This is a genomic window from Clostridium beijerinckii, from assembly GCF_008705175.1.
GTDB classification, from domain to species: domain Bacteria; phylum Bacillota; class Clostridia; order Clostridiales; family Clostridiaceae; genus Clostridium; species Clostridium beijerinckii.
Genome location: NZ_CP043998.1, coordinates 2476265 through 2499587 on the forward strand (window position 1 = coordinate 2476265; position 23323 = coordinate 2499587).

24 protein-coding genes are annotated in these 23323 nt (G+C 32.0%); 16 read left to right on the top strand and 8 right to left on the bottom strand.

Going from position 1 to position 23323, the window contains the following annotated elements; genetic code table 11:
- Positions 1–144: 144 nt before the first annotated feature.
- Both trxA and F3K33_RS11180 read right to left on the bottom strand, forming a co-directional pair.
- Entirely contained in the window at positions 145–453 is a 309-nt protein-coding gene (trxA, locus tag F3K33_RS11175) for a thioredoxin (RefSeq protein WP_023975156.1), read from the bottom strand.
- A gap of 37 nt (positions 454–490) precedes the next feature.
- The gene (locus F3K33_RS11180; protein WP_023975155.1) at positions 491–1129 is read right to left on the bottom strand and encodes a flavodoxin family protein; all 639 of its coding nucleotides are present in this window, start codon (positions 1127–1129) and stop codon (positions 491–493) included.
- A 570-nt stretch (positions 1130–1699) separates the two neighbouring features.
- On the opposite strand from F3K33_RS11180, the gene F3K33_RS11185 reads away from it, so the two are divergent.
- Positions 1700–2113: an RrF2 family transcriptional regulator gene (locus F3K33_RS11185; protein WP_017209396.1), complete on the top strand. Its 414-nt coding sequence runs from the start codon at positions 1700–1702 to the stop codon at positions 2111–2113.
- An 82-nt stretch (positions 2114–2195) separates the two neighbouring features.
- Complete coding sequence (locus F3K33_RS11190; protein WP_039773444.1) at positions 2196–3584, top strand: MATE family efflux transporter; 1389 nt, start codon at positions 2196–2198, stop codon at positions 3582–3584.
- 108 nt (positions 3585–3692) lie between these two features.
- Here F3K33_RS11190 and F3K33_RS11195 read toward each other — a convergent pair whose 3' ends face one another.
- Both F3K33_RS11195 and F3K33_RS11200 read right to left on the bottom strand, forming a co-directional pair.
- Positions 3693–3911 carry a DUF2922 domain-containing protein gene (locus F3K33_RS11195; protein ID WP_039773445.1) on the bottom strand — a complete coding sequence of 73 codons (219 nt, stop codon included), beginning with the start codon at positions 3909–3911 and terminating at the stop codon, positions 3693–3695.
- Between the two features lie 125 nt (positions 3912–4036).
- Complete coding sequence (locus F3K33_RS11200; protein ID WP_009168792.1) at positions 4037–4261, bottom strand: DUF1659 domain-containing protein; 225 nt, start codon at positions 4259–4261, stop codon at positions 4037–4039.
- Positions 4262–4460: 199 nt separating this feature from the next.
- On the opposite strand from F3K33_RS11200, the gene F3K33_RS26730 reads away from it, so the two are divergent.
- From F3K33_RS26730 to F3K33_RS11225, 5 genes are all read left to right on the top strand, one after another.
- Complete coding sequence (locus F3K33_RS26730) at positions 4461–4691, top strand: ATP-binding protein (RefSeq protein ID WP_238893420.1); 231 nt, start codon at positions 4461–4463, stop codon at positions 4689–4691.
- A gap of 424 nt (positions 4692–5115) precedes the next feature.
- A complete protein-coding gene (locus F3K33_RS11210) occupies positions 5116–6837 on the top strand; it encodes a methyl-accepting chemotaxis protein (protein ID WP_039773446.1) in 1722 nt (573 codons plus the stop codon).
- Positions 6838–6862: 25 nt separating this feature from the next.
- Positions 6863–7279 (top strand): bacteriohemerythrin, encoded by a 417-nt coding sequence (locus tag F3K33_RS11215; RefSeq protein WP_039773447.1) that lies wholly within the window; start codon positions 6863–6865, stop codon positions 7277–7279.
- 76 nt (positions 7280–7355) lie between these two features.
- Positions 7356–8141, top strand: coding sequence for a TspO-related membrane protein (locus F3K33_RS11220; protein WP_039773448.1), 786 nt, complete (start codon positions 7356–7358; stop codon positions 8139–8141).
- A 566-nt stretch (positions 8142–8707) separates the two neighbouring features.
- Entirely contained in the window at positions 8708–9562 is an 855-nt protein-coding gene (locus F3K33_RS11225) for a galactose ABC transporter substrate-binding protein (protein ID WP_338032047.1), read from the top strand.
- 178 nt (positions 9563–9740) lie between these two features.
- On the opposite strand, the gene F3K33_RS11230 is transcribed toward F3K33_RS11225, so the two are convergent.
- A complete protein-coding gene (locus F3K33_RS11230; RefSeq protein WP_051144899.1) occupies positions 9741–10565 on the bottom strand; it encodes a TerC/Alx family metal homeostasis membrane protein in 825 nt (274 codons plus the stop codon).
- 484 nt (positions 10566–11049) lie between these two features.
- Here F3K33_RS11230 and F3K33_RS11235 point away from each other — a divergent pair, with 484 nt between their 5' ends.
- Both F3K33_RS11235 and F3K33_RS11240 read left to right on the top strand, forming a co-directional pair.
- Positions 11050–11904 (top strand): zinc metalloprotease HtpX, encoded by an 855-nt coding sequence (locus F3K33_RS11235; protein WP_039773449.1) that lies wholly within the window; start codon positions 11050–11052, stop codon positions 11902–11904.
- A gap of 150 nt (positions 11905–12054) precedes the next feature.
- Complete coding sequence (locus F3K33_RS11240; protein WP_039773450.1) at positions 12055–12261, top strand: alpha/beta-type small acid-soluble spore protein; 207 nt, start codon at positions 12055–12057, stop codon at positions 12259–12261.
- 123 nt (positions 12262–12384) lie between these two features.
- Here F3K33_RS11240 and F3K33_RS11245 read toward each other — a convergent pair whose 3' ends face one another.
- On the bottom strand, positions 12385–13302 hold the full coding sequence (locus F3K33_RS11245; RefSeq protein ID WP_039773451.1) for a DMT family transporter: 918 nt from the start codon (positions 13300–13302) through the stop codon (positions 12385–12387).
- A 142-nt stretch (positions 13303–13444) separates the two neighbouring features.
- Here F3K33_RS11245 and F3K33_RS11250 point away from each other — a divergent pair, with 142 nt between their 5' ends.
- Entirely contained in the window at positions 13445–14269 is an 825-nt protein-coding gene (locus F3K33_RS11250) for a TrmB family transcriptional regulator (RefSeq protein WP_154861732.1), read from the top strand.
- A 57-nt stretch (positions 14270–14326) separates the two neighbouring features.
- On the opposite strand, the gene F3K33_RS11255 is transcribed toward F3K33_RS11250, so the two are convergent.
- Positions 14327–15640 (bottom strand): helix-turn-helix domain-containing protein, encoded by a 1314-nt coding sequence (locus tag F3K33_RS11255; RefSeq protein WP_039773453.1) that lies wholly within the window; start codon positions 15638–15640, stop codon positions 14327–14329.
- A gap of 233 nt (positions 15641–15873) precedes the next feature.
- Here F3K33_RS11255 and F3K33_RS11260 point away from each other — a divergent pair, with 233 nt between their 5' ends.
- The 6 genes from F3K33_RS11260 to F3K33_RS11285 all read left to right on the top strand — a co-directional run bounded on the left by F3K33_RS11260 (position 15874) and on the right by F3K33_RS11285 (position 23071).
- Positions 15874–17097, top strand: coding sequence for a M20 metallopeptidase family protein (locus tag F3K33_RS11260; protein WP_039773520.1), 1224 nt, complete (start codon positions 15874–15876; stop codon positions 17095–17097).
- Positions 17098–17128: 31 nt separating this feature from the next.
- Positions 17129–17959, top strand: coding sequence for an enoyl-CoA hydratase/isomerase family protein (locus tag F3K33_RS11265; protein ID WP_039773454.1), 831 nt, complete (start codon positions 17129–17131; stop codon positions 17957–17959).
- A 142-nt stretch (positions 17960–18101) separates the two neighbouring features.
- Positions 18102–18938, top strand: coding sequence for an enoyl-CoA hydratase/isomerase family protein (locus F3K33_RS11270; protein ID WP_039773455.1), 837 nt, complete (start codon positions 18102–18104; stop codon positions 18936–18938).
- A 140-nt stretch (positions 18939–19078) separates the two neighbouring features.
- Positions 19079–20287, top strand: a complete 1209-nt coding sequence (locus tag F3K33_RS11275) for an L-serine ammonia-lyase, iron-sulfur-dependent, subunit alpha (RefSeq protein ID WP_039773456.1) — start codon at positions 19079–19081, stop codon at positions 20285–20287.
- A 376-nt stretch (positions 20288–20663) separates the two neighbouring features.
- On the top strand, positions 20664–22364 hold the full coding sequence (locus F3K33_RS11280; RefSeq protein ID WP_039773457.1) for a methyl-accepting chemotaxis protein: 1701 nt from the start codon (positions 20664–20666) through the stop codon (positions 22362–22364).
- A gap of 137 nt (positions 22365–22501) precedes the next feature.
- On the top strand, positions 22502–23071 hold the full coding sequence (locus F3K33_RS11285) for a dihydrofolate reductase family protein (RefSeq protein ID WP_039773459.1): 570 nt from the start codon (positions 22502–22504) through the stop codon (positions 23069–23071).
- Here F3K33_RS11285 and F3K33_RS11290 read toward each other — a convergent pair.
- A complete protein-coding gene (locus tag F3K33_RS11290; protein ID WP_077306551.1) occupies positions 23068–23253 on the bottom strand; it encodes a YvrJ family protein in 186 nt (61 codons plus the stop codon). The genes F3K33_RS11285 and F3K33_RS11290 overlap by 4 nt on opposite strands.
- Positions 23254–23323 lie beyond the last annotated feature (70 nt).

Below are 23323 nucleotides of genomic sequence, written 5' to 3' on the forward strand. Positions count from 1 at the left end.
TTTTTGGCATGCAATCAAACTTAATTTATATTAGAAATAAGACATATAGATTGTAAAATTTTACTTTTATAAATGTTAAAGGTTATGTTTTTTATCTATAGTTTAAAAAGCTTATTTTATATATATAGTTTGAAGATTATAGTTTTATAAAGTATTTTCAATCAGTCTTTTAATCTCTTCCTTTGGTAAAAAGCCAACAAATTGGTTCACATTTTCATTATTCTTAAAGATAGCTACAGTAGGTATACTTGAAATGTGATATTCATCTGCTAAATCTACACTTTTATCCACATCTACTTTTATAAAATTAACTTTCTCTTTCATTTCCTCTGATAACTCTTCAAGAATCGGTGCTATCATTTTACAAGGTCCGCACCAGGTTGCAAAAAAATCTACAACCGTAACGCCACCTTTTATTTCATTTCCGAATTCATTATTATCTACTATTTTCATATTATATTCCTCCATTTTCCTTTATCAGCGCTATAGATTATTGACGGATAAAATTTGTAAGTATTTTATCTTCTTTTTCTGGTGCTTCTATAGTATCTTTTCCATACTCAACAAGTTTAAGCAGCCAAGCCATATTTTTAGCTAAGGTCTTCATTATTTGAACCCCTTCTTCATCCTGTATAACTTCTCCTGGAGTTGTGCCATGAATAACGTTCCAGTATCTTGATGATGGCATTAACATCTCAGAATAATTAATGTACTTGTTTAGCTGATCAAGTGCAGCCGTACCTCCAGAACGTCGAACCGCTACAACAGCTGCACCAACCTTATGTCTTAATATGCTGCCATTATTTTCATTGACAACAAAAGCTCTATCCAAGAAAGATTTCATTGCCCCGCTTATTCCTGAATAATGTACAGGAGAACCTAGTATTATCCCATCTGCCTTTTTCATTTTTTCGATCCATTCATTTACAGAATCTCCCTTTAAAACACATTTTTCATTTTGATTTTTATAACACCCCCAACATGACATGCATCCCCTTATAGCTTGACTACCTATATGTATTATTTCAACTTCTATATCTTGTTTTTCTAATTCCTCTGCAATTAATTTTAAGGCATGATAAGTGTTTCCATTTTTATTTGGGCTACCATTAAAAGCTACAACTTTCATTATTAAAAACTCCTTTTTTAACTCTAATTTTTATTCAAAATATTATAATATTCTTATAAAATTATTATTACATAAATGCTTCAAGTAAAGTTTCAAACTTATCTAAGTAAAGTAAACTAACTTCACTTTATACATAATTATGCAGATTTATATCACCTTCTTTCAAAAAGTAACCTTCATAAATAAGCGTTTGTAAGTTTCCTAATTAGCTTCTTATAATTTTTAGATATAACTTGTTATAATATATATTAAGGATATTTAATATCTTTAATATACCTAAAAACTTTTCAAATTCAATTAAAAGAAATTAAGTGGTAATTCTTAAAGCCTCTTACAGTTTTTTTTACTATTAATTAGAACGCCTCATTTTATAGCTACTTTAGAATTAAGTATATCGTAGAGTCTATTTGTCTGCTATTATAAAGACACAAATTAATTTTGTCAATATTTTAAATTTATTAAATTTTGTAGATTATAAATATGTGCATAAAATACTTATTGACAAAATAATCTATTATATTTATTATTATAGATAAATAAGCTCTGCAATATCTTTTAGGAGGTTTTAATTTGAAATATACAAAAGCAACAAATTATGCTCTACATACAATTGTATATATGATGGAAAATGCGAAAAGTGAGAAACTAAGCGTAAGTGCTCTAGCGGAACACTTTAATTTATCTACTACATATCTTTCGAAAATTTTAACTCAGCTGGTAAAAGCTGATTTAATTGAGTCGACTCCAGGTGCAAATGGAGGTTACGTTTTGCGTAAAGACATGAAGTCTATTTCTTTTATGGATGTTATTAAGGCCACTGAAGGAACTGGCTCATTATTTGTTTGCAATTTAAATGAAAATAGCAAATGTTTGATTGAAAAAGTAATGTCAGGAGCTGAAAATGTACTAGAAAATTATCTAGAAGATAAAAAACTATATGATCTGACTCAAAATAAATCAAACTGCAAAACCAACAAAGAATAAATATTTACCCATTAATATATGGGTAAATATTTGAATTGCAGATATTATATATCTTTAATGTATCTAAAGGAGAAATTACATAATGGACAAAATACAAGAACTTGAACAAAAACCTATTGGAAAATTACTTATACAATATTCAGTTCCAACAGTACTCAGTTTATTGATTAATTCACTTTATATAGTAATCGATCGGATGTTTATAGGAAATATATCAGAAGTCGGAACTCTAGCTTTAACTGGAATTGGCCTTACAATGCCAATTACTACAATAGTAGTAGCGTTATCTGCTCTCATATCAATGGGGGCCAGCTCTAATATCTCTATAAAACTCGGAGAAGGCAATAAAGAAGAAGCTGAAAATTTTGCAGGAAATGCACTATCTCTAAGCATTGTTTTAGGGCTTTTTGTCACTAGTCTATATATGATATTTCAAAATTCAATATTAGGATGGCTCGGTATAAACGGTGAAGTATTATCTTATACTAAAGATTTTATTACAATCATCATGGCTGGTACCGTATTTAATATGCTGGGATTTTGTCTGCCTTTTATCGTTCGTTCTGATGGAAATCCTATATTTTCAGCTGCTATTACAATTACAGGGTGCATTCTTAATATATTACTTGATGCCTTATTTATATATGTATTTCACATGGGAATAAAAGGTGCAGCTATTGCTACTGTCATTGCTCAATTTACTACCGTGATTCTTGGACTTTATTATTTCATGAAATTAAAAAATACTTTGATACTTAAAAAGATCAATTTCAAATTACATATTTCAATTGTAAAAGCTATTTTCTTAATTGGGTTAGTTCCATTTTCTAATCAATTATCCGTAAGTGTTGCACAAATTGTAAGCAATTATTCCTTAAATTTATATGGTGGAGAACTAGCAATTGGCGCAATGACTGTACTAAACTCCATTACAATATTATTTTTGATGCCAGTTTATGGAATAGCTCAAGGCTTCCAGCCCATTATCGGTTATAATTATGCAAAAAAGAATTATGGCAGAACCCTGAAGACTCTTGCCCTTGCTGTTTTGTTTAGTACTGGATTCTTGGCAGTTAGTGCTATAATTATGCAGCTATTTCCAAAATTCGCCGTTAGTCTTTTTACCCAGAACCCTGAACTTGTGAATATTTCTATAAATGGCTTAAAAAAATATACAGTGCTTATCTTTCTTATTTCCATTCCTACCTTTGGCTCTGGTTTTATGATGCTAACAGGTAAACCTAAAACCGCCGTAATATTAAGTATATCAAGGCAATCAGTGATATTAGCACTAACTATATTTTTCTTACCAAAGGTAATTGGTCAGGACGGACTATGGTTCGCTCAACCTATAACAGACCTTTTATCTAGCATTATCACAATTATATTATTCATAAAAGGATATAGTGATATTTTATACAAAAAAAACATCAACAAAGGTATAAGAAAGACAATATCCAGGATACTTTAGTTAAGTAAATTTTTATCAATTTACTTAAGCTTTCATATAAAAATTAGAAGTAAAAAAAATGGAGATTTATCCTTGCAATCAGGATAAATCTCCATTTTTATTAAAAGATTAAGCTATTTCAAATTTAGTAACTTGTCTTTGAGTAACTTGAGCACCAGATTTCTTAACTAAATCACCAGAATTAGTCTTGAAAACATTCTTAGCAATTACAGTATCCATAAGTGCGTTGATCTCATCTTTTGTAAGAGTAGGTTTAACACCAGAAACACTTAAAGTACTTTTTTCACCAGCTACAGTTAAAAAAGTCATAGATAAAGAATATTCCATTTAATTTACCTCCAATCTTAAGTAGAGAACTCGAATCTATGATTTGATGGTGGTCGCTTACTCTGTGAGCACTCAGCGAACGAATGTGAGTCGAGTTTCCTACAATATTTTTTAAGAATAAGATCCTAAGCATTTGCTAAGCTAGAAGATTCATTAATAAAGTAATCTCTAGTGTTAGCTTCCATAACACCTTTGATTGCATCTGCAACAGCATAAACATTATCAGGTGTAGCATCTGTTTTTATACCTGAAAAAGTCTTTTTTGTATAAATTGGATCGCCTGCTTTGTCTAGGGCTTTTTGAACTTCAATACTGAGAGAAACAGAGTCAATAGTTTTAGTTACAGCCATAGTTTTAACCTCCTTTATTTCGTTTTCATAAAGGATATATGTATAAATTTTAGTCATTACATAAATAGATGAAAATTATTTGTTTTCTTATTTAAGAAAAGAACTAAAACAGGTTATAGGTATTGAAAGAGTCAGGCTAAATATATTGTGAAATGCTATAAAGTTTACAAAAACAGGAGGTACTATCAATGTAAATATCATCTGCAATGAAAGCAAAATAAAAATATCAGTAGAGGATACAGGAATAGGAATACCTTTATGTATGCAGAGCAGAATATTTGATACATTTACACAGGTTGATCAAGTATATAGAAGAAAAGCTGAAGGCAGCGGAATAGGCTTGGATCTTGTAAAATCTTTCGTAGAAATGCATGGAGGAAAAGTGGTTGTCGAAAGTAGTTATGGAAAGGGAAGCATTTTATATTCTTAATCAGTCAAGAGTAAAAACTATTGACTGATTTTTTTGCATAATTTTCGATGAAAAATTTAATGGTTATAATTCGACTTGATGTATATTTGTTTTGTAATTAAGGAAAGTGGTATTATAAAAAATGCTTTAAAATTCTAAATGTTGTGAAAATAAATAGAGGGATTTTTTGAAATATGCAGAATTATATAATAAAACATATGGATATAAGAGGTGGTTTTGATGAATTTTGAGTGGTATGAAAGATTGTCTATTTGTCTTAAAAGCATATGTAAATCATTTAACCGTATAAATTTATTAGTTTCTTATATGAAATAAGGAAAATGTAAAGATGAGATTAGTAGAAATACCTATGCGTAGTTGGATTGTTAATTTAAATTTTAAAATTGCAATAAAAATCAGCAAAGTATGAATGGAGTGATTATTTATGTTTAAAAGGATTAATAATTTAAAAATAGCATCAAAATTAGTTTTATTATTTACATTTGTATCTATATTTACAGGTATAGTTGGGTTTTTAGGGATACACAATATGGACAAATTAAATAATAATACTAAATTGATGTATGAATATAATTTTAAATCTATACAGACACTGGATGAAATAAAACAAAACTATTTAATCATTCGTGGAGATCTAACTGCATTAGCATATAATGATGAAATGGATATAAGTCAAAAAAATAGTACTGTTAAAGAGGTGCAAACTTTATTAGATAATAATTCAAAACTTTTAGAAAGTTATAAGAATGAACTGATTGCAGAACATGAAAAAGATACGTTTACCAAAATAGAAAATTCAGCAAAAGATTATTCGTATGTAGCTAAGAAAATATATACTTTTGCTTTAGATGGAAATAATAAATCTTCAATGGGAGAAATTTCAAAAGGGGCTGCTATAAGAGAAAATCTTTTCAAATCATTAGATGAAATAATTTCTATGAATATTAATGAAGCAAGCACTAATTCGCAAAATAATATAATAACTTATAATAGTTCAAAGATTATAGTTATTGTAATTACTATATTCATATTTATTGCTTCTATAATTATTGGAATGTTATTATCTATATCTATTTCAAAGGAATTGAGAAAAATAATTGATTTTTCAAAAGCTCTAGGTGAAGGAGACTTAACAAAGGAAATAGATATTAAATATAATGATGAAATTGGTGAAGTTGCAAATGCATTGAACAAATCCAAAGAAAATATAAAGGTATTAATATCTCAAATGGTAGGTAGTTCAGGTGATATCAGCGCTGCTAGTGAAGAATTGTCAGCTACTGCTGAAGAAGTTTCTTCAAAAATGCAAATGGTCAATGATTCTACTGAACAAATAACTAAAGGAGTTCAGGACTTAAGTGCAACAACTGAAGAAGTTAGTGCATCAGCAGAAGAAATAGCAAATGCAACTAGCGAATTAAATAATAAGGCAAATAAAAGCTTTAAATCTGCAAGCGAAATAAAGAATAGGGCAGAAGAAATAAAACAAAAAGCAATACAAAATATTGAAGATGGAAATAAGATTTATGAAGAAAATAAAATGAATATTCTTAAAGCTATTGATGAAGGAAAAATAGTTCAAGATGTTAAGATAATGGCAGATTCCATAGGAGAGATAGCAGCTCAAACTAATTTACTTGCATTAAATGCGGCTATAGAAGCTGCAAGAGCAGGAGAAATGGGAAAAGGATTTGCTGTAGTTGCAGATGAGGTACGAAGCCTTGCAGAACAATCATCAAACGCAGTAGCTAGCATTCAAGGAATGGTTCATAGGGTTCAAAATGCTTTTGATAATCTATCAGAAAGTGGACAAGAAGTTTTAGACTACATTGAAAACAGTGTTAAACCAAGTTATGAATTGTTAAAAAATACAGGGATTCAATATGAAAAAGATGCGGAATCTGTAAATGATATAGCAAGTGATATTGCAAGTTCATCAGAACAAATGAAAGAAGTTATAAATCAAATAAATTTTGCGTTAGAAAGTTTGTCTGCAACAGCGGTAGAATCAGCTACTAGTTCTGAAGAGATATTAGTTAGTATTAATGAAGTAACATTAGCAATTGAAGAAGTAGCCAAATCATCTCAAAGTCAAGCAGAAACAGCTGAGACATTAGGTGAACTATCTCAAAAATTTAGTATTTAACATATTGGTTGAAGGAGGCTAAAATATGATTTTAAATTGGGACAACTCTTTATCTGTAGGAAATGATAATATTGATAATCAACACAAAGAGTTATTTTATCGTTTGAATAAATTATTAGAGGCTATGAAAGAAGGAAAAGGTAAAAGTGAAGTTATTAATACTTTGGATTTTCTTGAAGTATATGTAATTAAACATTTTAATTATGAAGAGGAAATTCAAAAGAAAAATAAGTACCCTAAATTCAATGTTCAGCATAAACAACATGAAGAGTTTAAAAATGAACTTAAAGAATTAAGAAGAGTTTTTGAAACTACAGGGATATCATCATTGTTCGTAATTAATACTCAACAAAAGATGGTTAAATGGTGTAAAGATCATATAATGAATTCAGATATGGAACTAGGAGAATATTTGACAAAAAAACTAAAGAAAGCATTTTGAAATCCTTTCTTTAGTGGAAATATCTATCTTTGAATCATTTTGAATAAGGGGGGGACTTTGTAAAGGAGGCTCTAAAATGAGTTATAAAAAAGTTAAAGCCAATATTAGTATCTTTACTACAGTTTTATTTTTTATAATGATTAGCATAAATGCGTTAGCAAATATTCTACCAATTAATGGAATGACTACCGGTAATGTATCTGACTCATATAAAAATCTTTTTGCACCAGCAGGACTAACATTTATTATATGGGGTGGAATATATTTTCTACTTGCAGGATATATAATTTATCAACTTGGCTTTTTTAAAGAAGAAAAAACTATGATTAATGAAGACGCATTTGAAAAAGTTAGAATTTATTTCTGTATTTCATCTATAGCAAATGCAATGTGGATTATATCATGGCATTACAATATTATTATATTGTCAATGATACTAATGATTGTTATTCTTGTAAGCTTAGTCTTAATTATAAAGACTGTTAAAAATGAAGAACTGTCATTAAGAGAAAAGCTTTTTTTAAAACTTCCTTTTAGCATTTACTATGGATGGATTACAATTGCAACAATTGCTAATGCAGTTGTACTTATGGTTAGTTTAGGATTAAGGAACATTGGAATGTCAGAGATTTATACTAGCATTATAATAGTACTTGGAGTTTTCTTAGGTATTCGAATAATGTTAAAAAATAAAGATATTGCATATGGACTTGTTATAATTTGGGCGTATATAGGAATATTAATAAAACATACAGCACAAGATGGCTTCGGAGGACAATATCATTTAATTATAAATTCTGTAATAATATCTTTAGTTTTATTAGCCTTAATTGAAGTATATTTGATATTAAAAAGGTTGTGACCAAATATTTTTATAAATTTCATATTTAATAGAAGCTGAGAATCCTTAAAATTTTAAGATTCTCAGCTTTTTTATTAATGTGCTTTAAATCAATATCACTCATCCCTTTAATCTAATCCACAATTATATTATATAATTATTGCGAGTCTTATGATTTAACATGATTATGTAAACTCTTCCTTAAATTCAGTGATTGTATATAATACTTTTTACTAAATAGAATTAAGAAACTTTATTTCTAAATATGTGCATAATTAAGATGATTAATTTAGTGGAAAAATAATTATTAATTTTATAGATATCACTTAGTACAAATAATTTTATTTATTGATGAGAATAATAAGTTTATATAGCAGTGAAAGAGAGGATTAGAAATGAGAGTATTAAAGAGAGTATTAGCTGTTTTAGGAATTGTAATTATTGTATTTTCAATAACATCAGTACATGATACTAAAAATGTTAATGCTCAGATAAATGGGATATGACAAAATTATATAAAAATAGATGTACTATTATATAATTCTAATGATAAATTTATTTCTTTAGTTCGTCAAAACTTAGAAGAGATTCAGAAGCAAAATAAAGGAAAAGTAGAATTTGAATTTTTTGATGGAAAAGGAAATCAAGCAGTACAAAATGAAACTATTAGTCAAATATTTAATAGTAGGGTAGATATTTTACTGGTAAATTTAGTTGATTCACAAGCAACACAAGATATTATAGATAAATTTAGGTACAAAAACATTCCTATAATTTTTTTTAATCGTGAGCCATTACAAGTAGATGCAATTAAATCCTATGGTAAAGCTTATTATGTAGGAACAAATGCTAAAGAGGCAGGTAAATTACAAGGGGAAATTATTAGTGATTCTTGGAACAAGAATAGAGAAATTATAGATAAAAATAAAAATGGCATGCTAGAATATGTTATATTAAAAGGTCAGCATAATAATATAGAATCTAATGAAAGAACTGATGCAGCTATTTCTGCAATTAATAATGCTGGAATAAAAACAAAGGAACTTGCAGTCAAAGTTGCTAATTGGGATGTAGATTTAGGCAGAATAACTGCTGATTCACTATTCTTAAATTTTGGCAATAAAATTGAAGCAATAATATCAAATAATGATGCCATGGCAATTGGTGCAATTGAAGCAATTCAAAAATATGGATTTAATAAAGGAGATGAATCAAAATATATAGCAGTTTTTGGAATAGATGCGCTACCAGAAGCGAAAGAATTGATTAAGCAGGGTGTTATGGCTGGTACTGTTATTCAAGATCCTTTGAATATGGCACAAGCTATTTATGCAATAGGAATGAACGTATTTCAAGGCGACGAACCACTTTATAATACGCAATATATGTTTGATGACACAAAAATAGCTGTTAGATTACCATATAAGAAGTATATTGGTTAATATTGAATAAGAAAGCTATTATTGAATAGTACGATATTTGCTTTACTATTGGAATTTGAAACTATACTTAAAAGAAAATCATTAAACTCCTTGCCTAATGAAAAATAATCATGGCATTTGGGTCTTGCTATTTTTTTCATGTGCCTTATTTTTCTTTAATATGATATTATTTAATAATTCATTTTTGGGTTCTTCTACTAATTATTATAGAGGCAATTACACTTATTATAAGAATTAGTATAATAACAGAAATGGAAATCCCTATAGATATATGATACTTAAATGATATTCCAAGTTTTATACCAGTAAATATAAGTATTAAGGCTACTCCATATTTAACATATTCGAAGGTGCTATGTAGTTTTTCTAAAAGAAAATATAAATTTCTAAGACCTAATATTGCAAAAATATTTGATGTATATACGATGAAAACATTAGTTGTTATTGCAAATATTGCAGGAATTGAATCAATAGCAAATAGTAAATCTGATCCTTCAATTAAAAATAATATGGCAAATAATGGTGTTGCATGAAGAACATTGTTTATTTTCACAAAAAACTTTTCGTCATGAAGTTCTTTAGTTACAGGTATCATTTTTTTTAGAAGTTTAATTAATTTACTATTTTCAAATGATACATCATCTTCTTTGTTAATCATCATTTTTATACCACTTATAATAAGAAGTATACCAAATATATATATAATCCATTTAAATGCATTAATAATTGCAATTCCTAATAAAACAAATATGAATCTTAAAATAATCGCACCAAAAATTCCATAAGTTAAAATTCTTTTTTGATGTTTAGCAGTAATTCCAAAGCTCGAGAAAATTAATAAAAAGAGAAAAAGATTATCGACACTAAGACTTAATTCAATAATATATCCTCCGAGAAATTCTAAAGCTCTTTCAGAACCCATGTAATACCATATGGCTAAATTAAATATAGCGGCTATAAATGTAATTAATAAAAACTTAAATAAATGTTTTCTAGTAGACATTTTTGTAGCTCCTTTCAGATAAATTTATATTTAAATTATATATATTTTTTAATATATTCGAAATTTTATGTAAAAACAATATTGATACAAGTTTGTTTTTGTATGAATTATAATGATTTTAAAAAAGTGATTAAAAAACTTGCTTATAATAATATAACAATTATGTAAGAATAAATCAATAAAAGTTTATCATGTTAAGATTTCTATAATATTGACAAGTTTTTTATTTAATAGTAATATTATTAATAACAATACTAAAAAGACAGTGATAATCTCATTTATAGGGGGAGTAACTGCCTGTTGATTATAACAGGATTCAAAGTCGTCATTACGGAGAGATCCCGGCTTTGAAAGCAAAAAATGCTTAGTGAGACTCTATAGTTAGAACGTGTTCTAGCTATAGAGTTTTTTTGTTTCATAAATTTCTGAATTGAGAAAAAATTGTCAAAATATTTTAGTAATTAAGTAAAAGGAGGAAAACAAAATGAATAGTTTTGGAAATCAAATTAAAACTTTGCTTCTGATGAGTGTCCTGACGATATTAGTAGTATTAATAGGAAGAGGTATTGGAGGTCAATCAGGGATGCTGATGGCTTTGGTGCTCGCATTAGTTATGAATGGAGGAAGTTATTGGTTTAGTGATAAAATTGCACTATCTATGACTGGAGCTAAGCCGTTAACAAGAAATGATAATATTGAAATTTATAATATGGTGGAAAGATTGACAGCAAATGCAGGAATACCAATGCCAAGGCTTTATATTACACCTTCTACTCAGCCTAATGCGTTTGCAACAGGAAGAAATCCTAAGCATTCAGCTGTTGCAGTTACACAAGGACTATTGAATATACTAAATTATGAAGAATTAGAAGGTGTTATTGCTCATGAACTGGCACATATTAAGAATAGGGACGTGCTTATAAGTACTATTGCAGCTGTAATGGCAGGAGTAATCACAACAATGGCTAATTGGGCGCAATGGGCGTTAATGTTTGGCATGGGTAACAGTGATGAAGAAGAAGGCTCAGGATTCCTAGCAGCTTTACCATTAATTATTTTAGGACCTATTGCTGCTATGTTAGTACAGATGGCAGTATCAAGATCTAGAGAATATCTTGCTGACAGTACAGGAGCGAGGATTGCAGGACATAGCAGAGGACTCTCTAAAGCATTACTTAAGTTAGATCAGGCTTCAAGAGTGGTTCCTATGGACGTAAATCCCGCAGCAAGTCATATGTTTATAGTCAATCCTCTAAGTGCGAAAAGATTAATGAACCTATTTAGCACTCATCCAACTATAGAAGATAGAGTACGTAGACTTCAAAATTCAAATTTATAGTCTTGTTTATAATTTTTCAAGAAAAATCAACCTTGCATAGGTAGAGTAATAAATAAATTCTATTTTTGTTATTATTTTTGAAGGCTATAGCTTGAAATTATGGTTAATATATTTCTGTAAAGAAATATAGTCAAAAGGAGGAATAATAATATGGCATCAAGTAGCAGTGGAAGAAATACAACGTTAATACCAGAAGCAAAACCAGGATTACAAAGATTAAAAACTGAAGCGGCTTCAGAAATTGGATTAAGTGATTATGAAAACATTGATAAAGGGAATCTTTCTTCAAGAGACAATGGTAGAATTGGTGGAGAAATGGTGAAAAGAATGATAGAAAGCTACGAACAAGAACTTTAAATAATAGTGAATGCACCAAATCTGTTTTTGGTGCATTTATAGCCTATGGGTAGATATAGGTATTTGTTAAAGAATTTAAATAGATTTACTAAATAAATATTAACTTCATTATACATTTTAATTTTATCCTTTCTGAATAGAACTTAATATAACACCTATGATGACAATAATTCCTCCTAATATTTGTACGGTAGATACACTTTCATGTAAGATTAATATTGAAAATATCAAACCTAAAACAGGAACTAGATTCATAAGAGACACTGAAATACTAGCAGAGAGTTTTCTGAGTCCTAAATTATATAATAGAAATGCAACAATAGAGCAACCTACACTTAGATAGATCAATGCGCTTGCTGAAGTCATGGTAGGCATTCTCCATGTTTTACCCTCGATGATGACAAATGGCAAAAAGAAGATGAAGCCTGCTAGCATTTGATAATATGTTAACGTCATTGCAGAATATTTATTTGTCAAATCTCTTGTAATAAAGTTGTAGAATGCCCATACAACTCCGGCTCCTATTAGAATTATATTTCCTAACATAGATTTAGAATTTCCATCTACATTAATTTGAGTTAAAACTGCAACACCAATGATAGCGAGTATAATTCCAAGTACCTTTTTTATATTTGGTTTTGAATGATAAATAAAAAATTCTAGTAATGTTGTAACAGCAGGAAAAGAAGCTACTATCAAAGCAGAATTTGAAGAAGATGTCATACTAACTCCAATGTTTTCTATTGCAAAATAAAGTGTAATCCCCAAAAATCCACTTAATGCGATACGGATACGATCTTCCTTTTGTATTTGTTCATTATTTGATGTGATTTTCCGCATGAACCCAAAGAGAATCACAGCAAAAAGAGTTCTAACTGCAGCGAGTTGAATAGGAGCAAAAGTTTCATAAGCTAATTTTGTTGCGATAAAAGATGCACTCCATAATACAACAGCCCCAGTACTAGCCAAGTAATAGTAAGATAAAGTTCCATTTTGTATATTTATTTTTTGATTATCTAGTAATGATTTAGCCTTTAACATAGAAATATATATCCCCCTTTTTTAATTTAGTGACTACTATTGTAACTACTTGTGATTACAATATCAGTTTTAGTTGATTGTGTCAATAGATTTGGTTATAATATTAGTTACTAAAGTAGCGACTAATATTATTGGAGGATTTATGGAAGATAACATTTTAGAGGTATTAAAAAATTTAAATTTTACAGAATATGAAGCAAAAGCATACCTTACATTATTAGAAGAATCACCATTAACAGGCTATGCAGTAGCCAAAAATTCAGGTGTGCCACGTTCAAAAATATATGAGGTTTTAGATAGTCTTGCTATGCGTGGAGATATTTTAATTAGCCATGGAAATACACAACAGTACGTTCCAATTCCAGCAAAAGAACTTATTAAAAATCGCAGGGTAAAAGCTGAAGAGAGTTTTAAACTTGCAGAAAAATCTTTAGAACAATATAATCAATCTGCAAAGAATCGTGAGAATATCTGGAATATAACTGGTCATGACGAAATACTTGATAAAGTAAAAGAATGCATCCTCTCAGCAAAACATAGAATTCTGATTGAACTTTGGAAAGAGGAATTCAAAGAATTGAAAGCTGAATTAAAAAAGGCAGCTGATAAAGGAGTAGTAGTAACAATCATTGCTTATGGAGAAATAATAGCTGATTTTGCAAATGTTTACCCACATGATATGAGTACAGAAATTACCGATGAATACGGAGGACGCTGGCTTGTAGCTAGTGCTGATAATTCAGAAGTTGTAGCTGGTATTGTATCACTAGGTAAAGATAGCAGGGCAGCATGGACGATGCATCAAGGATTGGTTATGCCTATAACAGAAGTAATGGTTCATGATCTGTATATTATGGAAATCATGGAGAAGCATAGAGAATTATTAGAAGAAAGTTTTGGCAAAAATCTTATTGAACTTCGTAAGAAATTTTCTATATACCAGGATTTAAAAAAACATTATGTATAATTAATCTATGAAATCATAATAGTTTATTTATAAAAAGGATAACCACAAAGAACGTGGTTATCCTTCTAAGAGGTTTCCCTCGCTGTCGAGAAACAGTAGCTCATAGTACTTTTGGGGCCTTCCTTTGCCGCTGTCTCTTTTTTCAAATACAGTTCTCGCATATTCCTTTTCTTCGATTTTGTTAAGAATACGGTTTGCTCCTCTGACGGTGATGGATAGGCATTGGGCGACATCCTCAGAGGATAGTTTGTTTGTTCTCATAATTTCTGCATAATACATGATTTTCTGCAGATTAATGTTATTTATTCCGATGCTTTTGGCCAATGCCATGATTGCTGGATCGGCCTTTTCACAAAACTGTATAACATTCATGTTCTGCATTGGTCCGATGACCTTCTGATCCTCATTTATAAAAAAGCTGCAGCTGCCTGTAAATGCATTGGCCTGTCGGTGAGCTCTGATGGCGTTTTCGTTAGCCTGATAATATTCATGCCCCGAGCCCCATCCGATTATTACTTTGTCGCTTGCATGCTCCTCCAAATATTTCAACAGTGCACAGTTCTGCGCGTTAGAGGTGATTTTCGTAAAATTTCCGTAGGTAGTGTACAATTTAACAAAGCCTTCCGAAACTTGGGCCGTGTCTGGAAGATTCATGCTACGCAGAAATCTGCCGGCTAGCACTTTCAGCTCATGAAGTTGCTCTTCGGACTGTGGGTGCACCGTTTCAATCGATAAGCATGCCACAACGGCACTCCTGCTCTTTAGCTTGAGGATAATAATTTCGTTGATGATTCCTTTTATGGTCTCTTTAACGTTTTCCAAAGTGGGGCGTATTAAGATATACCTTACCCCGTGTTTTTTAAGTTCTGGAACAAAATGGCTGAATGCCGTAATGGACAAGTCTATTTTATTTTCTTCCCACAGTGTTATATGGTTTTCAAGCATTGTTTCCACTCTTTCGAACAGATTGTCGCTGTCAATAGGCTTTCCCTGATGAGTAAGGTACTTTTGGAATTCACTGAAAGAATCGATAATATATGCAAAATCCACATAAATTCTTGATATGTCAAGCCCCGGTTCAGTAAGCAGCAGCCTAAATAACTCTCTGTATAGAAGGGTTTCATTATCCTGCAAAATGTGCGTAGGTACTTTCGTATCTAAACATTCCTTATCTATTGACTCGTAAAGAAGCCTGCCGCTGATAACAAATCCGTCCACCGAATCTAAGTTTTTTAGATATACGTCTTTTGTTTCCCTAAAATTACTGATTGTAAGAATCCGAAACTTACATACCGACTGCAATTCTTCTTCAATGTCACGGAAATAGTCTATATAAGATTCCGTCGTGATTATACCAAGTATGATTTTCATGGCAAATTCCTTTCATAAACAATTAATGACATGAATTATAACATAAAAAACATGATATTTCAACGATACCAGTAGTTGGAAAAAAATATGTTCTTAAAATGTCTTATTTTATTATTGACAACTTTTTGTTCTTAAAGTACAATAAAAGTGTTCTTAAAATGTCTTAAAATAAAAAGTGAGCAAATTTTGATTTTTTGATTTGTTGTTCACTAATAAAATCTATTTTTAAGGAGGTGTTAATTTTGGCTGAAAAAACTGAAGAATTTTTGAATATGGCCAATCAGTTACAAGAAAAATTGGTCATGTACAGACATCATCTTCATTCGATTCCGGAACTTGATTTAAGTTTACCTAGGACAACTGCTTATGTAAAAGAGGCGTTGGAGTCGATTGGCCTTAAGCCAACTCCCGTGGGAGAATCAGGCTTAATGGTAACCATCGGCGGACAACGCCCTGGGAAGGTGATTCTTATTCGTGCAGATATGGATGCGCTGCCAATTAAAGAAGAAACGGACCTTCCTTTTGCATCATCCAACGGAAACATGCATGCATGCGGTCACGACATGCATACTTCAATGCTGCTAGGAGCTGCAGAGATACTAAAGGCAAATGAAGGGCAGCTTTTAGGAACGGTCAAACTTATGTTTCAGCCGGGCGAAGAAACCTTGCATGGTGCCAAGATGATGATTGAAAATGGAATCCTCGAAAATCCTAAAGTGGATGCGGCAATGATGCTACATGTAATGACAGGAATTCCGTTTCCCATTGGGTTATTTATTACGCCTGAGACTGGAGGAGCGAGTTCAGCTTCTTCAGACTGGTTCGAAGTCATCATCAGAGGAAAGGGTGCACATGGAGCAATGCCTAATGCCGCAGTAGATCCATTAAATGTAATTGCGCATCTTCATCTGGCGCTACAGGGTATCATAAGCCATGAAATTTCGCCAACTGATAGTGCAGTTCTTACGGTTGGAGTCATGGAAGGCGGAACTACAAACAACGTGATTCCCAATACTGCCAGGATTAAAGGCAGCGTACGTACTTTTGATTCTGTATTGAGAGAAAAAATCGAAACCCGTATCCGGGAAATTTCCACAGGTATTGCGGAAACATTTAATGCAAAGGCAGAGGTGATTTATACCAGGGGCTGTCCTGAAATAAAAAATGACAGCGAGCTTAGCCGTCAAATGAGAACCACTATAGCAAACGCTTTTGGTGCAGATTCCTATATTTATCTATCACAACTAACACCCGGTGGTAAATTAATGGGATCTGAAGACTTCTCATTTGTAACGCAAGAGGTGCCAAGTATCTCGGTGTTTATTAATGCAGGCAATGCTAAAGAAGGCTATAGTTACCCTATGCACCATCCAAAGGCGATATTCTCGGATGATGTGCTTAAAAAAGGTGCTGCTGTTTATGCGGCTTTTGCCAGAGATTGGCTTGAAAATAATTAATAATATTAAAACAAAATTAGGAGGAATTAAAATGTCAGAAAACCGTATGATTGGACCAACAAAATTTGAAGAGTACTCAGAGAAGTACAAAGAGTTTTTATTAATGACCCGTCGTGATGGAATAATTGAAGTAAGATTGCACACTAACGGAGGACCATATGAACATAATTGGGAAGCCCATACTGCATGGTCTCATGCATGGTCAGATATTGGCCGTGACCCTGAAAACGAGGTAATGATTATTTCTGGAACAGGGGATAAATGGGTAGTAGGAAACCCAGATGTCTGGAACACAAAATTTATGGATTGGCCTAAACAAAAGAAACTTGAACAATATCATGAATCACTAAGACTACTTGAAAATATGATATTCTGTATTGACATCCCTACAATCGGGGCGATAAATGGTCCTGGAACTCACTGTGAAATTGCATCTCTTTGCGATATTACGATTTGTACAGAAGATGCAGACTTTTTTGATCCACATTTTATTGGCGGAACACCTCCTGGCGATGGAATGATTCTTACGTTGCAAAATATGATAGGTTTTAAGAAAGCAGCATACTACGCATACACTGGTAAGAATATTAATGGTCAAACTGCATTAGAGCTTGGCATAGTCAGTGAAGTGTTGCCACGCGAAAAGCTTCTTCCACGTGCTTGGGAACTTGCAGAGATGATAATGCAGGCACCTCGTTCAGCGAGACATCTTACTCATTCAATTTTATCACGTCCTTGGAAAAAAGCCTTAGTCAGTGATCAAGGTTTCCAACTTACTCATCAAATGTACGACATGGCAATTGATGAAGAAGGTGTTTTTGAAAGATTGACAAAAATGAAAGGGCGATTAATGGGCAAATAAGGATAATAGCATTAAATTGATATTGGAAGTAAAGAAATAGTGATAGAGGGGCTATATGCCTTTAAGTACAAAACTAAAGGCAAACGGCCCCTTTGTTAAGTTTTTTAAGAAATACTGGCATTTTTGCTAAGGAGGAATCGAAATGTCTGATAGATGTATGGTGGGGCCTACAAGGTTCGAAGAATACTCAGAGAAGTACAAAGACTTTTTCATAATGACCCGCCGTAACGGCATAATCGAAGTACGTTTTCATACTAATGGGGGACCGTTTCAATTTGACTGGCCGGGCCAAACCGCATATGGTAATGTATGGTCAGATATTGGCCGTGACCCTGAAAACGAGGTGATGATTCTTACAGGGACAGGGGATTTGTGGCAAATAGGAAATCCAGAAGTCTGGAAAACAAAATTTATGGATTGGCCAAGGAACCGTAAGTTGGAAATGTATCATGAATCCTTGAGAATGATTGAAAATATGATCTATTGCATCGATATCCCAACAATTGGGGCGATTAATGGTACAGGATCACACTGGCAACTGGGAACGTTTTGTGATATTACAATTTGTGCTGAAGGCACAGAATTTTTCGATGCACATTATATTGGTGGTATACCTCCTGGAGATGGAATAGTTTTAACATTTCAAAATTTACTAGGGATTAAGAGGGCGGCATTTTACGCATACACAGGTATGGACATTAATGCTCAAGAGGCATTGAACCTCGGTATGGTTAGTGAAGTACTGCCACGTGAAAAGCTTCTTTCACGTGCATGGGAACTCGCAGAGATGATAATGCAGGCACCTCGCTCTGCGAGACATCTTACTCATTCAATTTTATCACGTCCTTGGAAAAAAGCCTTAGTCAGTGATCAAGGTTTCCAACTTACCCGCCAATTGTACGACATGTCCATTGATGAAGAGGGTGTGCTTGAGAGATTGATAAAAATCAAGGGACGTTTTCAGGGGAATGAAAGATAGTCTATTTCATTAAAAGGATTTGGTAATTACTCATTTTGTCCGATTCGACAACTATTCTATAAGTTAGAAGAATATATTGGTCAAGCCGAAGGAAGGTCTTCTGATCTTCAAACAGCACAGAGGAAGGAGATAAGGGTGATATGAAATCATTGATAGAATTATATAAGATTGGCAGTGGGCCGTCCAGTTCCCATACAATGGGGCCAGAAAAAGCCACTAGAATCTTTAAAGCAGAAAATGAGGGCGCAGAACGCTTCAAGGTGTTGATTTATGGTTCCCTTGCAAAAACGGGCAAGGGTCATATGACTGACAAGGCCATTATTAAGGCACTGTCACCAGTTCCAACTGAGATTGAATTTATTACCCACGTAGATTTTATTCTGCCTCATCCAAATACCATTGATTTTTTAGCTTACAAAGATGGGCGGCAAACAACATCCATGCGTGTTGTAAGTGTCGGTGGTGGGGATATAGTTATCGATGGGCGTGAGGAGATGTTGGCACCGGATATATATAAGGAAAATACCTTTGAGGAAATCAGCAGTCTCTGTAAAGCAAACAACATCAGCCTAAGCGAGTACATAGAGCAGTGCGAAGGCAAAAAGATTTGGGATTTTCTCTATGAAATCTGGGATGCGATGAAGCGTTCGATTAACGAAGGGCTTACATCCACAGGTGTTCTAGAAGGCGGTCTCAACGTAGAACGAAAGGCGCAATTTCTTTATAACCAGAGGCATATTGATGAGAGCCCAGAGACGCGGGAAAACAGGATTGTCTGTGCTTATGCTTTCGCCGTCAGCGAGCAGAATGCCGCCGGTGGTACAATTGTAACGGCCCCAACCTGCGGCGCCAGCGGTGTTGTGCCGGCAGTTCTTCGTTATATGCAAGAGAAGAAACATGTCACGGACGAACAGATCATCAGGGCTCTGGCAGTTGGAGGTCTAATTGGCAACTTAATCAAGCAGAATGCATCCATCAGCGGTGCTAAATGTGGCTGTCAAGGGGAAGTTGGTAGTGCTTGCTCCATGGCATCGGCAGCTCTTTCAGAGCTGTTTGGAATGGATATCGACCAGATTGAGTATGCAGCGGAGGTCGCGTTGGAGCACCATTTGGGGTTGACCTGTGATCCGATTTGCGGACTTGTTCAGATCCCTTGCATCGAGCGGAACGCCGTGGCTGCGATGAGGGCGATAAATGCGATGAACCTAGCAAATTTCTTGTCAAACACTCGTAAGATATCTTTTGATCTGGTTGTACAGACCATGTATGAAACTGGGCTGGATATGAGCAGCGATTACCGTGAAACAGCAGATGGTGGGCTCGCCAAACTCTACAAAATAGACAGCTAAACTCAGACATAAGCGTCCTCCTTTACTGGTATTCTTCCTTAGAATATATGCTAAATTGCTGTCACAAATCTTAAGTATTATATAAATATAAAGTAGTTAAACATTATTTACCCCTACTTATTAAATAAATATTAACAAGTATTCAGAATGGTCTATTACACCCTAGTAGATCATTCTTTTTTTTGACTATCTTGGTATTTTGTAAAAATTAATGATATTAATGGAAAAAGTTTGGATTAGTAAAAATAAGTTTATGATATAATTAGGTAAATTTATAAAAAATTAAGATAATAGATGAAATATTTTGGCGAAAGTTATAAAATATAAATAAGCGTATAATTTTTTGTTTAAATAAGTTATAAGGGGAATGATTTTAATGATAAAAGGGATAAAGCTAAAAGTATTGTTGCCATTAATATCAATAAGTTTGTTTTTTATTGTGTTTATGGCAATACAATTTAACTCTACAAGTAATAATTTAAAAAAGGTACGGGAAATGAATAATAAATATTTTTATACAAGCACTAAAGCTGATGAACTAAAATTAGATGTTGTACAAGTCCAGCAATTCCTTACAGATATTAGCGCGACAAGAGGCGCAAAAGGCTTTGATGATGGTTTTGATGATGCAGAAAAATTTGCTAAGGATTTAGAAAGTGTTTTGAGTGATCTTAAAGAAAAAAATCCAGAAAGTGCAAGTGAATTAGATAATATACAAAAAAGTTTTGAACCTTATTATGAAACAGGAAAGAAAATGGCGCAAGCTTACATAGACGGTGGGCCTGAAAAAGGAAATTTATCTATGGAAGAATTTGATTCTACTTCAGAAAAGATTAATGAGGAAGTTGATAAATTTAACGAAGCAGCAGCAAAAAACATTGAAATATCTATAAGTAGTATAGAAAATGATATAAGAAATACAATAATTTTAATGGGAATATCTGTTCTAGCCTTGGTAATAATATTTGTTATAACTTGGAGATATATATCTAAAAATATTGTTACACCAATAACTACTATGCTTTCAAAACTTAATGAAATGTCTAATAATGGCGGAGATTTAACTCAAAGGATTGATTTTCATAGCAATGATGAGATTGGTGAAATGGCAAAAAGTTTTAATTTAATGCAGGAGTCTTTTAGGCAGATTATCAATGTCGTTATTAATGAATCAAGAAATGTTGAAAATAAAGTTGAAAAAACTAATGAAAATATAGGTAAGTTATCTGGATTAATCGAAAATGTTTATACTACAACAGAAGAATTATCAAGTGGTATGGAGGAGACAGCAGCGTCAACAGAAGAAATGGGTAATACTACATATTTAATTAACTCAGATATGATGGGAATTGCACAAAAGGCAAAAAGTGAAGCTGAGAATTCGAAGCTTATAAATGAGAGAGCTAATGAACTTAAAAATAAAGCTGTTAATTCTATGGAGAATGCTCAAAAGATTAATCTACAAACTCAAAGTAAATTATTAGAAGCCATTGAAAAAGCTAAAGAAGTAGAAAAGATAAAGGCCTTATCAGAAGCTATTTTAGAAATTGCCTCTCAAACAAATTTATTAGCATTAAATGCATCAATAGAGGCTCAAAGAGCAGGTGAAGCAGGAAAAGGTTTTTCAGTAGTAGCAGAAGAAATTAGAAATCTTGCAGAAGATTCTAAAAAAACTGTATCAGAAATAAGTAATATTAGTAATATCGTTATGGGAATAGTAGACAACTTAGTTTCTACTTCTCAAGATATGATAAAATTTATTAATGTTGATGTGATAAATGATTATGAGATGATTGTTAAAACAGGAGAGCAGTATAGTAAGGATGCAGCTATGGTTTATGATATGACAACAGAATTTAGCAATAAATCTAACAGTATTATGGATTCTATGCTTAGAGTTGCGGATGCAGTAAAACAAATAAATGATTCAAATACTGAATTAGCTGATGGAACTAATAATATTGCAGAAAATATGAATACTATATCTGAAAGTTCAGGAAATGTCGTTGAATTAATTAATGAAGTTAATGTAAGCACTAATAAGCTAGTTAATATGGTTAATAATTTTAAGGTATAGCTATGATTATTAAAAAGAAATAAGTGCATAAAGAAAAAACAAATGAATTTAGGCGGTTTTTAAAAATATTTCTTGATAGTAAATTGTTGTGTCATAATTAAAGTTTTCAAGGATGAATATAAGAAGGAGGAAGAGTTATGTCAAATAACGTAAAACAGAGAAGAATAATTTTAGATTTAGCAACTACTTTAGATGGCTTTATTGAAGGGAAAAACGGAGAAGTTGATTGGTGCATTATGGACGCTGATATGGGATTCACTAATTTCTTAAATGAAATTGACACTATTTTATATGGTAGAAAGAGTTACGATTTATGGGGACAATATATTCCACAAGATGAAGATTCAGATGATGAAAAAGAAGTTTGGAAATTAATTCATAGTAAAGAGAAATACGTGTTTTCCAGAACACAAATAGCTACTAATAATCAAGCAATATTTATAAATGAAAATATTCTTGAAGAAGTAAATAAATTGAAGAATAAGCCAGGTAAAGACATTTGGCTATATGGAGGAGCAAGTCTCATTACAACCTTTATAAATTTAGGGCTTGTTGATGAATTTAGATTATCTATTCACCCTGTTATTTTGGGAGAAGGAAAACCGTTGTTTAGTGATATAAAACAGAGATTGAATTTAAAAATGGTCAACACCAGAACGTTCTCTTCTGGCGTTGTACAATTAATCTATCATTGGAATGGTAATTAATTTTTAACAGAAATCTCTGTATCAATAGCTACTCCAAGCTTAGCGGATATTATGGTATTTAATTTATTGATTGAGCTTGATAAGCTAACAATTTGTTTCTCTAAACGAATTAGCAAATAGGCAGATACCGCTACTGGAAAGCCATTATTAACAATAAGGTTAATTAACTCATTTACTTCTATAAATCCATCACCTCCTATAAGGGATATATGATATAAAACGTATTATTTCACGTTAGAAAACAAATAGTGC

Bases quoted from the DNA above. Each gene is read 5' to 3' on its own strand.
- F3K33_RS11255 (WP_039773453.1), bottom strand. From the start codon at position 15,640: ATGAAAATCATACTTGGTATAATCACGACGGAATCTTATATAGACTAT.
- F3K33_RS11280 (WP_039773457.1), top strand. From the start codon at position 20,664: ATGATAAAAGGGATAAAGCTAAAAGTATTGTTGCCATTAATATCAATA.
- trxA (WP_023975156.1), bottom strand. From the start codon at position 453: ATGAAAATAGTAGATAATAATGAATTCGGAAATGAAATAAAAGGTGGC.
- F3K33_RS11195 (WP_039773445.1), bottom strand. From the start codon at position 3,911: ATGGAATATTCTTTATCTATGACTTTTTTAACTGTAGCTGGTGAAAAA.
- F3K33_RS11265 (WP_039773454.1), top strand. From the start codon at position 17,129: ATGTCAGAAAACCGTATGATTGGACCAACAAAATTTGAAGAGTACTCA.
- F3K33_RS11220 (WP_039773448.1), top strand. From the start codon at position 7,356: ATGAGTTATAAAAAAGTTAAAGCCAATATTAGTATCTTTACTACAGTT.
- F3K33_RS11215 (WP_039773447.1), top strand. From the start codon at position 6,863: ATGATTTTAAATTGGGACAACTCTTTATCTGTAGGAAATGATAATATT.
- F3K33_RS11180 (WP_023975155.1), bottom strand. From the start codon at position 1,129: ATGAAAGTTGTAGCTTTTAATGGTAGCCCAAATAAAAATGGAAACACT.
- F3K33_RS11270 (WP_039773455.1), top strand. From the start codon at position 18,102: ATGTCTGATAGATGTATGGTGGGGCCTACAAGGTTCGAAGAATACTCA.
- F3K33_RS11230 (WP_051144899.1), bottom strand. From the start codon at position 10,565: ATGTCTACTAGAAAACATTTATTTAAGTTTTTATTAATTACATTTATA.
- F3K33_RS11235 (WP_039773449.1), top strand. From the start codon at position 11,050: ATGAATAGTTTTGGAAATCAAATTAAAACTTTGCTTCTGATGAGTGTC.
- F3K33_RS11210 (WP_039773446.1), top strand. From the start codon at position 5,116: ATGTTTAAAAGGATTAATAATTTAAAAATAGCATCAAAATTAGTTTTA.
- F3K33_RS11285 (WP_039773459.1), top strand. From the start codon at position 22,502: ATGTCAAATAACGTAAAACAGAGAAGAATAATTTTAGATTTAGCAACT.
- F3K33_RS11240 (WP_039773450.1), top strand. From the start codon at position 12,055: ATGGCATCAAGTAGCAGTGGAAGAAATACAACGTTAATACCAGAAGCA.
- F3K33_RS11245 (WP_039773451.1), bottom strand. From the start codon at position 13,302: ATGTTAAAGGCTAAATCATTACTAGATAATCAAAAAATAAATATACAA.
- F3K33_RS11190 (WP_039773444.1), top strand. From the start codon at position 2,196: ATGGACAAAATACAAGAACTTGAACAAAAACCTATTGGAAAATTACTT.
- F3K33_RS11275 (WP_039773456.1), top strand. From the start codon at position 19,079: ATGAAATCATTGATAGAATTATATAAGATTGGCAGTGGGCCGTCCAGT.
- F3K33_RS11250 (WP_154861732.1), top strand. From the start codon at position 13,445: ATGGAAGATAACATTTTAGAGGTATTAAAAAATTTAAATTTTACAGAA.
- F3K33_RS11200 (WP_009168792.1), bottom strand. From the start codon at position 4,261: ATGGCTGTAACTAAAACTATTGACTCTGTTTCTCTCAGTATTGAAGTT.